We start from the raw sequence: 15,120 nt of genomic DNA on the forward strand, positions 1-15,120 counted from the left end.
GGTGATGAAAAACTACTTTTAGCAAAAATCAGTTTTGTTGAAACCATACGTTTTCTTTTTCGCCTTCTTCCTGCTGGCCAGTGGTGTGCATGCCCAAAACTTTTCCATTCGGACAATTACCTCCTTCGGCGCCAAAGGCGATGGCAAAACCAACGACCAGGCAGCGTTTGAACTGGCGGCGCAGTTTTTCAACAACCGCAAAGGACAGGGCAAACTGGTGATCCCCAAAGGTGTTTACATCGTTGGCAAACAGGAATTCACCCGTGGTAAAAACGGGAAACCGGCTTTTGAAGGACACGATGTGTTGCATCTCACCAATGTAAAAAACTTCGCCATTGAAGGTGCAAAGGGGGCAACGCTGAAATACACTCCCGGTTTAAAGTTCGGGTCTTTTGAACCGGAAACCGGGTTGCCATACGTGGCAAAAGGATATTTCGTCAACTGGGCTTACGCGGCCATGATCGGGCACTGCATTTTTATTGACCAAAGCGAAAATGTAACGGTATCGGGCCTTGAACTGGATGGCAATAGCAAAACATTTGTCCTGGGTGGTTCCTATGGCGACGTCGGGCGGCAACTGCCCCATTATGGTGTGTTTATTCAAAACAGCCGGTCGGTGAACATAAAGACGGTTTGGGCTCACCACTTTGCACTCGATGGAATTTGTGTGGCCAACAAAGCTGCAGAAAAGGACGATGACATTGAGATCAACGACAGCCGGTTTGAGTACAACAGCCGGCAGGGCTTATCGTGGATCGGGGGCAACGATTTGAAGGTAAAAAATTGCGCATTCAACCATACCGGCCAGGGCGCATTCAATTCTGCACCCGGCGCCGGCGTTGACATCGAAGCGGAGTATGGCCCTGTGAAAAACGGAAAGTTCAAGAACTGCGAATTCACCAACAACAAGGGATGTGCACTCGTGGCCGATTCGGGCAACAGCAGTGATTGCGAATTTGAATCCTGTACCTTTTGGGGCGTAGAGAACTGGTCGGTGTGGGTCAACAAACCCGGCTTCACATTCAGGAAATGCAATCTTTACGGGTCCATTGTGCATGGTTACAATGCATCGACGGAGAAAGAAGCAACGAAATTCATCGATTGCTGGTTCGAGGACAAGGCTTACCAGGCCAAAGAACCATTCGGAAATTTTTTAATTGAGAGCAACGGCATGCGCCGCGTTAGCTTTATCAACTGTACAATGGTAGCTAACAAGAAAAAGTTATTCTGGCTTTCGATCTCACCAATATTAAAACCGGAAGAAAAATACCAGTTTGATGGGTGCCGGATTATTTCCAAAGCCAGTTTTGCACCCCACGATTATTCGGCCATATTCAGGGGTGTTCGCTACCGGAACACCACGTTTGAATTTCAAAACCCAAAAGCAAAATTGAATGGCAACGGTCTGAATGATTGTTGCGAGGCGTTTAATGTGGATGCGGGCGGGAATAAAACCATCTGGAAGTAAACAATAAGGTGGTTCAGTGCCTGTGTGCGAGGAGACGGAAAACGTGCCGTTTCATATCAACCAAAAGGAAATCGTCGTTGACAACGGCAACTGTATGCAGGCCGTCCTTGTAATACGAATCGAACGGCTTTACCTCGCCAATTTCCTCTTCGGCATAGTCGGTTGTCGACAGGGTGGTAATCTTATTTAAGACCACACTGCCACCATATGTACGGCAGAAATTTTGTGCCGGGCGGATCAGGTTTCCATCGGGGTCAAGGTAGGGTGTGCCGGCCGGCCGAGCCGAGCGGGCAGATATTTTGACAGGATTTTGCGGATGGGAGGTAAATGCATTTCCCAGGCTGGTGCTGTACGCAAGATGAAGGTGGAGGTCAGCGTCAAATTGGTTGCTGTGTATGGTAAAAAAGAGCCAATACATTCCCTGGTGATGAAGTAACGTAGCATCTGAAATGGCCTGTCCTTTCAACAAATCCGCTTCCCAGGTCCACCGTGCAGGAAACTCCTCGGAACGAAAAAGCGATACTTTTTTAGCCGCACCTGTTTCAGGGATCATAAAAACTGCCCCATTTTCGCGAAACAAATAGGGATAGGATGCATGGGTCTGGATATCCAGTCCTTCCGGAATCGCATAGCCGATTTCCTTACCTCCCCGATCAAACTTCGCCAGTTTGATTTCGCCTTTCCCCTGCTTGCTGTAATCCAGTTCCTCATAAAAAACAGCGATGCCTTCCTCTGTAGCTGCGCCAAAGCAGTCGGCATTGAAACTGTGTTTATTTCTCTGTTTTAAAAATGTCCTGGGCAGACTGTGCGGAGTCGTTTGCAGCATTGCCATATTTCCTTTGAGCAGGGCAACATTCCAGCGCTGCATGACAAACAGCCGGAAATACACATGTCGCAAAAAATTGGCGAAAAGGATCCAGCCAAAACGGAAAAATTGGCTGTTGGTTGGGTACCGGTAAATGGGCGCCTGCGTGGGAGTGGGCGGATTGCCGATGTAAGCCGCGCTTCCGTTTACAATGTCCCTGCACACCCAGGCCGGCCACTTGGCACTTTCGTAATAAGCCTGGTCAACGTTTTTTTGGTAAGAATAACGCTTGGTCCGGAAGATGCCTTTTTTTAGCACCACGCCGCCGTCCAGTTTATCCGTTAGCTTTTGCAAAACAGCGCCGGTCTCCGGGTCACCGCGGTAAATTTCCCAAAAACAGGGTGGCCCTCCGCGATATTTCATCTCGTCATCATGGTGAAACGACCACACGCCGTACGTGGCAGTCTTCAGGATTTCACCCCGTATAATATTAAAGCCAAAACGAAGAATGATGTCCAGTTGATAAGAGCGAATAACCTGGATGTCGTCGGTGGAAAAGTATTGCGAGTACTTCCCTTTTTTCTGAACAACGCAGGAAATAACAGGAATATCCGCAAAAAGGGACGATGCATCCTGTGTTGCAACTGAACGAGGCTTGTACAGAATTTTTGTATAGGCAGTAAACAGGAGCTTCGAAGATTCAATATGCCTGACCTTGTTCCAGGAGGACGTCGACGGGTAGTTTTCAGGAGCATCCAAAATTACAAGGCTCAATTCCACATGGCCGGTCGCCAGCATGTTGTCGATACAGCGCTTTTGCCAGTCCGGCAACGCCTGACCAAGACACATGACCCCCAGACGAAGTTTTTCAGTTTTCTTCATACGTTATCTATCAACTGCAGCCATTTTTCAACGATCACTTCCTGGCTGTATTGGCGCACTTTCTGGCGACATGCCTGCTTCACAGCTGCATACCATGGTTGGTCGGAAAGCGTTTCAATAGCCGTGACCCAAGTGTTTTTTTGAGCAGGACTGAGGGAGTTTGTATAAAAATCGGGCACCAGGATGCCGCACGCTACGCTATCGGAATACGTTTTATTTTGCGGACGAAACGAGCCATCATCGCTCAGAATTTCCCGGGGCCCGGTTTCGCAATCGACAGCGATGACAGGCGTTGCACAAGCAAGTGATTCACCAAGCACCAGCGGAAAGCCTTCAAAAAAAGAACTTAACAAAAAAGCCTGCGCACGGGCCATGAACCGATACGGGTTGGTTTGCTTACCCAAAAAATAAATATCCCTTTCGCCTGCCGGCACATCACTGGTTTCATGATCATAAACGGATAGGCCCCGCTCCTTCGCGTACTGCAAAAGATCGCTTTTCAACGGCCCTTCCCCTACAATACAAAGCTTTTTGCGGATGCCCTTTTCCTTTAATCCATGCATCACGTCGACCAGCACCCGCTGGTTTTTTTGAAGGCTCAACCGCCCGACATGAATTAGCACCTCTCCTGCTTCGAATATTGGTGCAAACGTATCTAATGGCTCCCTGCTCAATGCTTCGATCCGACCGAGGTCAAAGAAATTGGGGATGGCAATGACTTTCGCAGCCGGAAGCCCGATTGATATCAGTTCTTCCTGCATTGCCCTGCTCACCGCCACAATGCTGCGGGCCCGCCGGTAACTGAGGGGCAAAACAGCTTTGTTGAGGATCGCCTTTTTCAGCGCATGTTTCCCGCTATCGCCTTTTATTGAACCGTGAATACAAATTATTTTTTTACAACTTCCCAGGCGGCTCCAGCACAGTAGGATATTTGCACCCTCCATGTGGCTGATGCAAACGTCTATCCGGTGTTCTTTTACCAATGTTTCCAGCCTTTTTTTCCGGTATTGAAACCGTTGCAAACTACCCTTTACAGGTTGATCATCCAGTTCAAGCACAGGGTAATGGCTCCGGAAAGCAGGCTCGAAACCAGCCATTGTAAACACGCAGGCAATAACGTTGTGTTCCGCAGAAAAAGCTTCTGCATGGTCATAAAAGACCCTTTCGGCTCCGCCCATGCTCATTTGTGTAATGAGCATCAGTATATTCTTTCGCTTCACGGTCATGCAGACTGGTATAGATTGAGATAAGACCGGACACAATTGTCCATACGAAATTTTTCAAAAGCGCCACCCGCTACCTCGGCAAATGCTTTTCGTGTTTCCTCACCGGCCAGTTTCTGCATGCTTTCGGCAAGTTGCGCAACCGAAACGTCACCGTTGAAAAAGTCGAGCAGATGGCCCGCTTCATTCCCGTTGCGATCAGTGATCATTTTTTTTATTTCGCCAACATGTGTGGCAATAACAGGCTTCCTGCAGAACAAATACTCCATGATTACAGTCGGCAAACTTTCGTACGGGAACAGGGTAGGCAGGAGACAGAAATCAAAATGTTGAATGTAGTGCAAGGGGTTGGCCGAAAAGCCTGCAAACAATATGTTGGAAGAAGCATACTTTTCTTTCAGCCCGGCCATGTAATCGCTCCAGCCCACCAACACCAAAACGGCATTGGCTAGCGATGCCTGCTGAAAGGCAGCAATCGCTTTTTCCCAGCCCTTTTTAGGGACACCACGGGAAACCATCCCGATCAGCAGGATGTTTTCGGGCAGTCCCAGCATCCTCTTTGTTTGCGTTTGATAGGCTTCGTCGGCCGGTTTGTAGCCATTGTAGATCAGGTGCAATTTCGAACCGGTCGCCTGGGGGAACTGTGTTTCAAAAAACGCACGGTGTTCTTCACACAGGCAAGCCAAGACATCCAGGCAGGCAACGGTAAACTGCATTTTTTCCCGGAGGTGCAACATCCTTGCATTGCCTTCGCCGTGGTAAAACGAAGAATAGTCGCCGTGGATCGTTGTAACGTGTCGAAACGAAAACCCGTGGAACTTCTTCAGCCGGGCAAACAGATGATCCGTTTTGAACAAGTGCGAGTGCACCACGTCGGGCCGGAACGCCGCCACGACGTTTTTTGCAGCCGTTAGTATTTCTTTGTCTTCCAGGGAAAAATCTATACGTAGTTTTCGGAATCCGCTGTCGGCTTTTTGTTTTACTCGTCGCGCCGCAATAAAACACGGAAAAAGTTTCACTTGCGGCCGGAGCTGTTGGACGAGTTCTTCCCTGATCATTTCGCTGTGCGCCACAAAAAGGGCTACAGAATGCGACAAGCTCAGTTCATTGCACAACCGCACGACAAACGTCTCCGCCCCGCCAACCACCAGCGTCTCGGTTGCAATCAAAATATTCATCATGGTAACCGGTATGGTCGTGAACCGCATCTGCAAAAACACGATTCGTTTTTTTATCATCCAAAAAGTCCTTACTTCTTACAGTTGTTAGCCAGGACTTTGTTGTAACTTTCTCAATCTGCTTTAGTGTATAGACCTAATCGGCAAGAAAGCTGACTCCATTTTTGTGTAAAGACGTTGTAGCAGTTCTGCTGCCGGGCGGAACAAAAGCGTGTCAACATTCTACCTTAACCTCCCGGTCTATCAAAAATCTTTTCGCTGTACACAAAGCAGCAATTCATGCGAACGACCTTCAAGACCATTTGACAAACGCAACGCAAATGTTTAGGTCCTACCAGGAGATGCTGTGCCAGCCACAATCGAAATCTTCATAGAGACAAAGTTCTTCGGGGTAGTTTTCCTAAATACTATCCGATGCGTAGCTAAAAAAGTCTTATGCGCTTATGTTGTTTTCACTCAATACCCTATTGTACTTGAAATAATAAATAAGCGTACGATAAAAATTGAGACTAAAAGGATTGTTTTTGAATGACTTGATCAGAAACGCTTTGGCAGATCTTTTGTCCTTGTAGTCGAGACGAACAGCCGCCGCCTGCCGGTATTTTTCAGCCAACCACTTTTTGTCCCTTATCAAAGCCTGCTCATAGGCCAGGGCCTTGTCATATTGCTTTACTTCCAGCCAGTCGGTACCGGACTTCAGGCGCTGTTCCTTTAGCTCTTTTAGCAAACACACAATAGTGAGTTTACGCATGTTATTGAAACTGGCGGTAATGGAGTTCTCGTTTGCACGGTAGTAGTAAAGAGCCTGATTTAAATAATAGAAAGGGAATTTTTCTGCAACCCGAAAAGCCCAATAGCTGTCGTCACCTAATAATCGATCGAAATACGGTTCAAAGCCACCAACGGATTCTACGACCGTGCGGCTGAACATGATTCCGGCGCCGGCAAAAACCATTTCTTCATTCGCTGTAACGATAAAACGGCTGGAAGGATAAAAATCCATTTTTACGCATGTTCCGTCCGGCTGCACACGCCAGTAGTTACACATACAAGCACCCAAACCGTTGTGGATAAAGAACTGTGCAAGCTGAACCTCGAGACGCTCTTTTGCCATCCAATCATCGGCATCGAGAAAACAGGCGTATTCACCCGCAAACTGCTTTAATAAAACATTCTTAGAAGCCACATAACCGATGTTCTTCGGGTTGTAGATCCGCTTTATTCTTTTGTCAGTAAACGAGTCAATCACCTCTCTTGTGTTATCGCTGGAAACATCATCGAGAATTAGAAGTTCCCAATTGGCATATGTTTGCTCCAACACACTCTGGATGGCCTTGGCAATGAAGGGCTCTGCGTTGTAGACCGTCATCAATACAGAAACAAGCGGTTTGTTCATGTTAGCGGATTGAAACAATGTCTTTAAAGCCGAGTTTTTGTACCGTTTTGTTGTATTCACTCCACTCACCAATGTCCATCCATGCTCCTTCGCTAACGGGAAAGACACCTATTCGTCCATTCCGCAACCTGACTTTCTCAATCAACTCTGTAATGTGGAAATGCTGATTTTCAGGAATTTCGTCCAGGAGATGCGCTTCCAGGATATACATACCGGAGTTGATCTTGAACGTATACTCCGGTTTTTCCTGAATACTTTGCAGCATGCCTCCCTCCTTGGTTTCCAGTACACCATAGGGGATGGGATAATGCTTTAATACCCCCACAATGGTAATCTCGTTTTTATTCTCCTGGTGGTACTTGTAAATCTCCGAGTAATCACAATCGATGATAATATCGCAATTCGACACAAAAAAGGGTTTCGTGATTTTCCCTTTTAACAAGTACAGACTGCCTGCTGTACCTAAAAAATTCTCTTCGTGGATGTACTCCAGTTGATATTGGCTGTTGTTCAGCGTGTCGAAATAGTGCCGGATCATTTCCGCTTTGTAATTTACCGTCATCACAAAAGAATGGCAGTTAACAGCGACAAAACGATCGAGAATGTGCTCCAAAATCGTTTTGTCCCCGACTGGAATAAGGGGCTTGGGCAGCACATTGGTAATGGGTTTCAGGCGAGAACCTTTGCCGCCGGCCATAATCACGACAGGTAAGCCCAGATCGGCGCTAGGAATCTTTTTATCGTAACCAAAAACCTCCTCCCAGAAATAGACACGTTCTAAAGTTGCTCCTTCACTTACTACGGGCATACACTCTGTGCGGTACTGAAGCATGCGGTTTTTGATGATCTCAAAGTCTTCATCAGGCTTTGCTACCAATATACCATTTTGGCGAATGATGTTACCGATCGGAGCATCAACGGAAACATTCTTAATAATACCTCTTTGTATGTCCCCAATGCTTAAAAGGCCCACAAATTGCTTGTCATCCATCACCAATAATAGCTTTGCCTGCAGTTCATCCATTTTTTTCAATGCGGTTAGAATGCTGGTTTGCGGTGCGATGGTGATCTCCCGTATCCTTTCTTTGTTTTCTTTCATATGGAAACTTTGCCCTTTGTTGCCAACATCTCCTCAAGTCCCTGTTCAAAGGTAACAGACGGTTGCCAGCACAGTTTTTCTTTTGCCTTGGCATTGTTGCAAATGGTGTCGAGAATTTCGGCAGGCCGCCGCTGATCCACAGTCTTCAGACGTAACGCTTTCCCGGTCAGCGCTTGTAACAGCTGTGCAATTTCAGGAATGGAGTAGCTGATTCCGCCGCCAAGATTAAAAATCTCGCAACCGGTACCTTCATCGGTTGTTGCCAGTAAAATTGCTTTGGCAACATCCCGTGCATGCACATAATCTCTTTTCGGTCGAACATCAAAGACAGTCACTTCTTCATTCTTGATGTGGTGCGAAACCAGTTTGGGTAAAAGAAAATGTTCGGCTTGCCCTAAGCCATAAATATTAAAAGGACGGAGAATGGTGCAGGGAACGTCAAAATCGCGGTGATACGCTCGGCAAAGCTCTTCTGCGAGCACCTTACTTTGGGCATAGGGATTGAATGGTTGCACCGGATGTCTTTCATCAATAGGCTGGTAAAGTGGTTGTCCGTAAACATACGAGCTGACGTAAACCATCCTTGCCCTGCAGCGGCGCACCTGTTCCAGCATGTTCAAGGTGCCGTTGACATTGGTATCATAAAAAAAATGCGGCTTTGTATACGAGTCGGGCACGTAAGAAACGGCAGCAAGATGAACCAGCACATCAAAGGGCGGTATTCCCCCCAGCGACTCAATCTGCCGAATGTCATGGCCGGTCCTTCTGCTCACAGGAATGATGTTGATTCCCTGTTCATGCAGCAGGGTTTTTACATAGCTGCCCAAAAAGCCATCGATCCCGGTAACGGCTACTCTCACGGTTAAATATTATAAATGCCAGCCTTGTATTGGTGAATGTTCTCTGGCTGCCGGAACCACGCGACCGTTTCCTCCAGGCCTGCCTTGAAACTATACTCCTGCTGCCAGAGGGTATGTTGCTTTAGTTTTTCATTTGACCCATAAAGGCGGAACACCTCGCTCTTTGCAGGTCGAAGCCTGTCATTGTCTGTCGCAATGTTGGCTTTCGGATTGATGATGTCGATCAGCGTTTGTGCTACATCTTTGACACTGATCTCGGACTGTGTGGCAATGTTGCAATCTTCGCCAATCAACGAATCTGCTTTGGCTATTTCCACAAAACCGCTGACAGTATCTTTTACGTAAAGAAGATCTCGGGTCGGCGACAGGTCGCCCAGTTGGATGGTGGAATAACCGTTCAATAACTGGGTGATAATCGTGGGGATTACGGCTCTTGCCGATTGGCGTGGACCAAAGGTATTAAACGGTCGCACGATAGTAAGCGGCAGGTTGAAGCTCCGGTAAAATGATTCTGCAATGCAATCCGCTCCAATCTTGGAGGCGGAATACGGTGATTGTGGCTGCCGCGGATGTTTTTCGTTGATGGGAATGTATTGTGCTGTTCCGTACACTTCGGACGTAGAGGTTACCAGGACCCGCTCGATGCCAAGGTCCCTTGCAGCCTGTACAATGTTGAGGGTACCTTTGATGTTGGTATCAATATACGAATCTGGCGAATGGTAACTATAAGGAATCGCAATCAGGGCGGCGAGGTGGAAGACGACTTCCGTACCCTTCAATGCAGTCCGTACGCCGTTGGGGTCCCTGATGTCCCCCGTAAAGACATCGATTTGCTGGCGTTTCTCTGCTGTTAACGTATCGAGCCAGCCCCAGGAGTTGAACGAATTGTAATAACAAAATGCCTTGACCTTGCAGCCTTCAGCTAATAGTCTTTCTACTAAGTGGCTTCCGATGAATCCGTCGGCGCCGGTAACGAGAACTCTTTTATTTAACAGGTCCATAATTAATTCAGTGCGTTACTTTAGGCTTTCGGAGAAGCCCGAAGAGTTTCAGAAAATTGTGCTTCAGAATAGCAAACCGGTAAACGGATCCATCCTGAACTTTCAGCGTATCAAAAATGTTTTTTAAACCAGGCCGCTCCCGTGTTAGGTGCAGAAACTGCTGGTAGACGATCTCCTGCTTGCCGCTCTTGTAGTACCGGTGGTCTCTGTACCTCTCAATAGTCTGAAGCATTCCCTGGATGTACGTTGGATTGCTCGCTTGTGACATGTTGCTTGCATGTCGTCGATAGTATACCAAGAAATCATTTACAAAACCGATTTTGTATCGCTGACTCAACCGGATCCATAAATCCCAATCTTCAATCAGCAAATCTTCGTTGAAACCACCCACTTCATGGGCCTTTGTTACATCCAGCAACACACCTGGTGCCACAAGAAAGTTCCCTTTGATCAGTTCATCGAACACATACCCTTCGTAGCGTCTTTCGCCTCTTTGCTCAACTAACTCTTGCGTATCATCATAAAATGTAAACGCCTCCGAATAAACAACGGCAATGGTATCATCGGCTGCGATTTTCGAAACCTTGGCGGCGATGTTTGTTTCCGCCATCCAGTCATCTGCAGAGATGATGCAGGCATAGCGGCCCCGAGCCCGTTTCAACAGCCAGTTGAAATTGGCTGCGATACCACAGGGACTTTCCCTTTTAAAAGCCTGAAACGAAACATGTTGTTTTTCCAGAAACGCCTGCGCCACGTCAAACGTATGATCGGAGGAATGATTATCAAGATATACAATCTCAAGATTGCTGAATGTTTGCTGACAGATCGATTGCAGGCATTGCACCACGTAAGGTGCATGATTCCAGGACAATACACAAACAGATATGACCGGGCTCATAGAATATACTTCCAGACAATTACGAGTTGTGCAATGAGATATAAAAATGAGTTCAAAGAAAAAGCGTAAACAGTCCCGACCAATCCAAAGTGATTGATGAAAACATAGCTCACCGCCGTGGAAACGACTGCAAAGCCGATTTCTGTAAGGATGAAAGCTTTTTTCATGGCTTTGGCAATGACCAGATAAGCCAATATCCATGAAGCAATCTTAATAACGTCGCCAAAGAGTTGCCACTTCATTAGCGAGAGCATTTCAATAAATTGATGTGACAAAAGATATTTCACAATGAGATCACGCATCAGCCACACACTGATTGTTATAAGAAGAACGAGTGGCATGATGCGCAGGTATCCCAACAGCAACTCCTTTTTGATGTCTGCCTTTTCTTTCAATTGCGACAGTTTGGGAAGATAATAGACGCCCATCACGGCATAGACAAAATTCAAATAATAATCACTCAAACGGGTATTGGCCTGCCACAGCCCTGCTGCAAATGGATTTAAATTGTGCAGGAGCTTTGTACGGATAAACAGTTGAACAGTAGGAGCCAGAATGCCACTGACAACAGTCATCAAAGAAAAACCGAGCAACAGGCGAATGATGGCGGGATCCGGCTTGCGAATTTGTGGCCAGGAAGGGGCAAGACCAGTTTTTTTAAGGATCGTATAAAAGAGATAGAACATGACAGCAGAAGAAGTGATGTTGGCCAGCAATACCCCTTTTATTCCCCAGAAATGTTTACCAAATAAAAGAAAAGCAATGTTTGCAACAGCCATCGTGATGTTCAAAATAGCCATTTGATGGATCTTGCCAAGTGCATTCAAGATCGAAGTCACAATATTGTTGAAAACAGAAAAAACCAGAAAGGATCCAAAAACGATAAAGACAATCGTGAATTCCGGCGTATCAAAAATAAGCTTTGAAAGAAAATAAGAGAACACGATGCACACAAGACTTACAACCAATGTACAGGAAAGCACTAGCGCCAAAGAACTGCTAATGATTACCCGCCGCTTCGCCTCTTCTTTGTATTCGGATACATATTTGACCACACCTGACCCGCAGGCAGCGGATGCCAGAAAGCTCAGCATCATCGTGGCATTCGTAAACTGTCCCACATAAGCCATCCCCTGCGGTCCAATAATGACAGCAACGTATTTCGTCGTAATCAGTCCGCACAACATGGTGACGCCAGTGGAAAGAGAAGCCCAAAAAGAGGTTTTTAAAAAATTCATTCCAATAACCCTGTCCTTACCGGCCAAAAAATGATTTAATTTCCTGTGCGACTAAGCCAACATCCTGCTGCGTCATTCCAATCCACAAAGGCAGGCTTAGGCAGGTATTGGCAATTTCTTCAGCAATCGGGAAGTCTCCCTTTTGAAAGTCCAAGGATTGGTAGGCTTTCTGTAGGTGCGGCGGGATCGGATAATGAATCAATGTTCCGATCCCGGCATTTGAAAGATGCTGCTGCAGCGCGTCTCGCGCTGCAGTTCGGATGACATATAGATGGTAAACATGCGTGGCGCCAGGAGCAACGTACGGCAGTACCACTTCCTGTATGTCCTTTAATTCATTGTTGTACCAGACTGCTATCTGCTGACGCATCTCGGTCCATTCAGGAAGGTATTTGAGCTTAACACTCAGAAATCCGGCCTGGCACTCGTCGAGCCGCATATTGAAGCCAATGGTTTCATTGAAATATTTTTTTTGTGAGCCGTAGTTCCGCAGCACTACCGCTTTCTGCGCCAGCAGTTCATCATTGGTTGTAACCGCTCCGGCATCACCCAAGGCTCCCAAGTTTTTTCCGGGATAGAAGCTTGTGCCGTTTATATGGCCCCAGCTGCCGGCCGGCTTCCCATTGAAAGCAGCGCCCTGCGCCTGGGCGTTATCTTCGACAACATACAGGTTGTACGTTTCGGCAATGGCCATAATGGCTTTCATATTGCAGCACTGCCCGTACAGGTGGACCGGCATTATTGCTTTGGTTCGGGACGTGATAGCCGCTTCAATATTGGCCGGATCAATATTAAAGGTCTGCAAGTTGGGCTCGGCAAAAACTGGTGTCGCACCCACGTAGGATACTGCCAACGCTGTGGCGATATATGTATTAGAGGGGACAATCACTTCGTCGCCTTCGCCGATCTTCAATGCCCTAAGTGCAATATGCAGTGCGTCGAGGCCATTACTGACACCCACAGTGTGTGCAACCTTGTTGAACGCGCTGTACTCCTCTTCAAATTGCTTTAACCGGTTGCCTAAAATATACCAACCTTCATCAAAAAATGTCTCGAACGATTTCAGAATTTCTTCCCGGATCAAACGGTTACCGTGTGCAAACGACAAAAAGGGTACTCTCATTTTTGACTAACTTGTTATTGTATACGCTATACTTCTCTCCACCGGCGTCAATGAACTCGTGATTTCCCGCCGCCTGCAATTTATCCCTTTTTTCGTTGAGTCATCCGACAGCGCTGGCCGGGTTTCCAATTCCGAGGCTTGCGAAAGTACTTTTTTGGTAACGACAGTTCCAGCACCCACAATCGCAAAAGCGCCGACTTCCACCCCGCCTGGCACAACATATTTCCAGAAAGTTCGGGCCAAAGAGAAGGATAGCTGGGTTTCATTTTCAAAAAATGAAAGGTTTCCTCTTTCGTCCAAAATTCCAGGTAGTTGTATACGTCTGACCTGATCAAGCATCTAAAGAAATCTTTTGGATCAAAGTCGAATCCATTCTTTGGGGATAAAGTCATTCATCTCTCTTTCCTGCTCTGCAATCCATACTTTTGGTGCTACCACCGTTTTTTCCGGATTTTGATTTAGCCATGCACCCCACCAACTAAAACCACTGTTGGCAATGATGTTGTGCCGGCAGTTTTTCATGAGTTCCATATCCCAGTAATTGTTTTCATCACGGTTAAAGTTGACAACCTCATAGTTGAATGGGAACCGGATATTGTCAATTACCCACTCAGGTTCATCAGAAAAAATATACAGATAAGGGTCGGCCAGTTGGCTACAAATTTTATCAATGGCGGCTTCATAATAGTCTTTTGTGAGCATCCCGTGGAATGAAGTGAGTGCATAATCACCCCGTCTGAAATGGACGCTTACCGCATTTGTCGCCCTGATTTTGTGAAGACAGCTGCTGTTTTTTTGATTTGGCTGTTCATTTGGTGTAAATTCTCTTAAGAGACAATCTCTGACTTCCTCAAAATATTTGTAGCTGTTAAAATAACCATCCAGCACACTGTTGTTCTTCGTTTCAATGATTGACGGATCAAACCGCGAAAAATCTTTTTCTTTCACCACAACCAGAGAGAATGGATTCAGGCTTTTGAGCCGGTGCATCGTTCTTATCTTCCAGTACAAACGAGAATAATCAACTTCTTTGTATTGGACGTTCAACTTGTCCAACTTAAACGTTCTGGGAAAAGTAGAATTTTGATTTTCTGACTTATACCAACTTAGATCAAGATATAATTCTGTTTGGTTTTTCAAGCTAAGGTTTCGGCCAAGGGCATATTGTAGCATTTGTCCGGCAAGACCTCCGTATAGTTTCGAGACAATCATTTGGCGGGGTACAGGGATTTCAGGTACTGTTGATCAATAAAGATGGTGTTGTTGAATGTATCTGCGTAAACGATATAATCGCAGCTCTTAAGATAATCTATGGCCTCGTATTCTTTTTTGCCCGGCGGCACCGGATCGAATTCAGCGGTCTCTACACAGATAACATTGGGTCTGTATTGAGACAGGTCCATGGATTTCAAAATTTCAAAGTCCAAGCCTTCCACATCAATCGAGAGGAAATCCGGCACAAAGTAATCCCGGAATAACTGATGAATATGAACGACTGGTATCTTCTTGACCTCTTTTATTCTATAGGTTCCTTCCGCATCCAGCCGTTCAGCCTCTTGCTTCGAAAACGTGTTCAGGGTTCGCACAGACATAATGTAGAAATCAAGCTTCTCGGCAACGTTGTCGTTTTGAGAAAAGCAAACGCCTACATTCAGGTTGCGGTCTTCAGGTCTTGTGATGGTTAATTCACTGTGCAAGATTGGATCCGGTTCAATGGAAACGCCGCGCATGCCTGCTTTGTAAAAAAGATACGTATTGCTCAAATAAGTTGGATGGTGAGCACCAATGTCAAAATACGTGAAGGTTGGTTTTTGAAGAATATTTTTAAAGATAAAGTAAGTAATGACATCTTCTCCGGTTTGCGCATAGGACTCAACATAAGGTCTTCCACCTTTTGCCAAAGCATAAATCTTCCGGTACACACGTTTCAGGTTATTCATCATCGAAAC

General features: G+C 46.3%; 14 protein-coding genes. 1 reads left to right on the forward strand and 13 read right to left on the reverse strand.

Annotated elements, in window-relative coordinates:
- Positions 1–37 precede the first annotated feature (37 nt).
- Positions 38–1,468 carry a right-handed parallel beta-helix repeat-containing protein gene (locus D6024_RS01185; RefSeq protein ID WP_162944457.1) on the forward strand — a complete coding sequence of 477 codons (1,431 nt, stop codon included), beginning with the start codon at positions 38–40 and terminating at the stop codon, positions 1,466–1,468.
- Positions 1,469–1,481: 13 nt separating this feature from the next.
- On the opposite strand, the gene D6024_RS01190 is transcribed toward D6024_RS01185, so the two are convergent.
- From D6024_RS01190 to D6024_RS01250, 13 genes are all read right to left on the reverse strand, one after another.
- A complete protein-coding gene (locus D6024_RS01190) occupies positions 1,482–3,155 on the reverse strand; it encodes a glucosamine inositolphosphorylceramide transferase family protein (protein WP_121352377.1) in 1,674 nt (557 codons plus the stop codon).
- Positions 3,152–4,381: a glycosyltransferase gene (locus D6024_RS01195; RefSeq protein ID WP_121352378.1), complete on the reverse strand. Its 1,230-nt coding sequence runs from the start codon at positions 4,379–4,381 to the stop codon at positions 3,152–3,154. The genes D6024_RS01190 and D6024_RS01195 overlap by 4 nt, the downstream gene beginning before the upstream one ends.
- Complete coding sequence (locus tag D6024_RS01200; protein ID WP_121352379.1) at positions 4,378–5,616, reverse strand: glycosyltransferase family 4 protein; 1,239 nt, start codon at positions 5,614–5,616, stop codon at positions 4,378–4,380. Before D6024_RS01200 ends, D6024_RS01195 begins: the two co-directional genes overlap by 4 nt.
- Positions 5,617–5,989: 373 nt before the next feature.
- The gene (locus tag D6024_RS01205; RefSeq protein WP_121352380.1) at positions 5,990–6,952 is read right to left on the reverse strand and encodes a glycosyltransferase family 2 protein; all 963 of its coding nucleotides are present in this window, start codon (positions 6,950–6,952) and stop codon (positions 5,990–5,992) included.
- Position 6,953: 1 nt separating this feature from the next.
- Positions 6,954–8,051: a nucleotidyltransferase family protein gene (locus D6024_RS01210; RefSeq protein ID WP_121352381.1), complete on the reverse strand. Its 1,098-nt coding sequence runs from the start codon at positions 8,049–8,051 to the stop codon at positions 6,954–6,956.
- Positions 8,048–8,911, reverse strand: coding sequence for an NAD-dependent epimerase/dehydratase family protein (locus D6024_RS01215; RefSeq protein ID WP_121352382.1), 864 nt, complete (start codon positions 8,909–8,911; stop codon positions 8,048–8,050). Before D6024_RS01215 ends, D6024_RS01210 begins: the two co-directional genes overlap by 4 nt.
- Positions 8,912–8,913: 2 nt before the next feature.
- Positions 8,914–9,912, reverse strand: a complete 999-nt coding sequence (locus tag D6024_RS01220; RefSeq protein ID WP_121352383.1) for an NAD-dependent 4,6-dehydratase LegB — start codon at positions 9,910–9,912, stop codon at positions 8,914–8,916.
- A 7-nt stretch (positions 9,913–9,919) separates the two neighbouring features.
- Positions 9,920–10,810: a glycosyltransferase family 2 protein gene (locus D6024_RS01225; protein ID WP_162944458.1), complete on the reverse strand. Its 891-nt coding sequence runs from the start codon at positions 10,808–10,810 to the stop codon at positions 9,920–9,922.
- A complete protein-coding gene (locus D6024_RS01230; RefSeq protein WP_121352385.1) occupies positions 10,807–12,075 on the reverse strand; it encodes an O-antigen translocase in 1,269 nt (422 codons plus the stop codon). Before D6024_RS01230 ends, D6024_RS01225 begins: the two co-directional genes overlap by 4 nt.
- Complete coding sequence (locus D6024_RS01235) at positions 12,065–13,171, reverse strand: DegT/DnrJ/EryC1/StrS family aminotransferase (protein ID WP_121352386.1); 1,107 nt, start codon at positions 13,169–13,171, stop codon at positions 12,065–12,067. Before D6024_RS01235 ends, D6024_RS01230 begins: the two co-directional genes overlap by 11 nt.
- Positions 13,172–13,177: 6 nt before the next feature.
- A complete protein-coding gene (locus D6024_RS27540; protein ID WP_121352387.1) occupies positions 13,178–13,510 on the reverse strand; it encodes a WxcM-like domain-containing protein in 333 nt (110 codons plus the stop codon).
- An 18-nt stretch (positions 13,511–13,528) separates the two neighbouring features.
- Positions 13,529–14,383 carry an alpha-1,2-fucosyltransferase gene (locus D6024_RS01245; protein ID WP_121352388.1) on the reverse strand — a complete coding sequence of 285 codons (855 nt, stop codon included), beginning with the start codon at positions 14,381–14,383 and terminating at the stop codon, positions 13,529–13,531.
- Positions 14,380–15,114 carry an FkbM family methyltransferase gene (locus D6024_RS01250; protein WP_121352389.1) on the reverse strand — a complete coding sequence of 245 codons (735 nt, stop codon included), beginning with the start codon at positions 15,112–15,114 and terminating at the stop codon, positions 14,380–14,382. The genes D6024_RS01245 and D6024_RS01250 overlap by 4 nt, the downstream gene beginning before the upstream one ends.
- Positions 15,115–15,120 lie beyond the last annotated feature (6 nt).

This window comes from Flavisolibacter nicotianae (assembly GCF_003628535.1).
In the GTDB taxonomy this organism is placed as follows: Bacteria; Bacteroidota; Bacteroidia; order Chitinophagales; family Chitinophagaceae; genus Flavisolibacter; species Flavisolibacter nicotianae.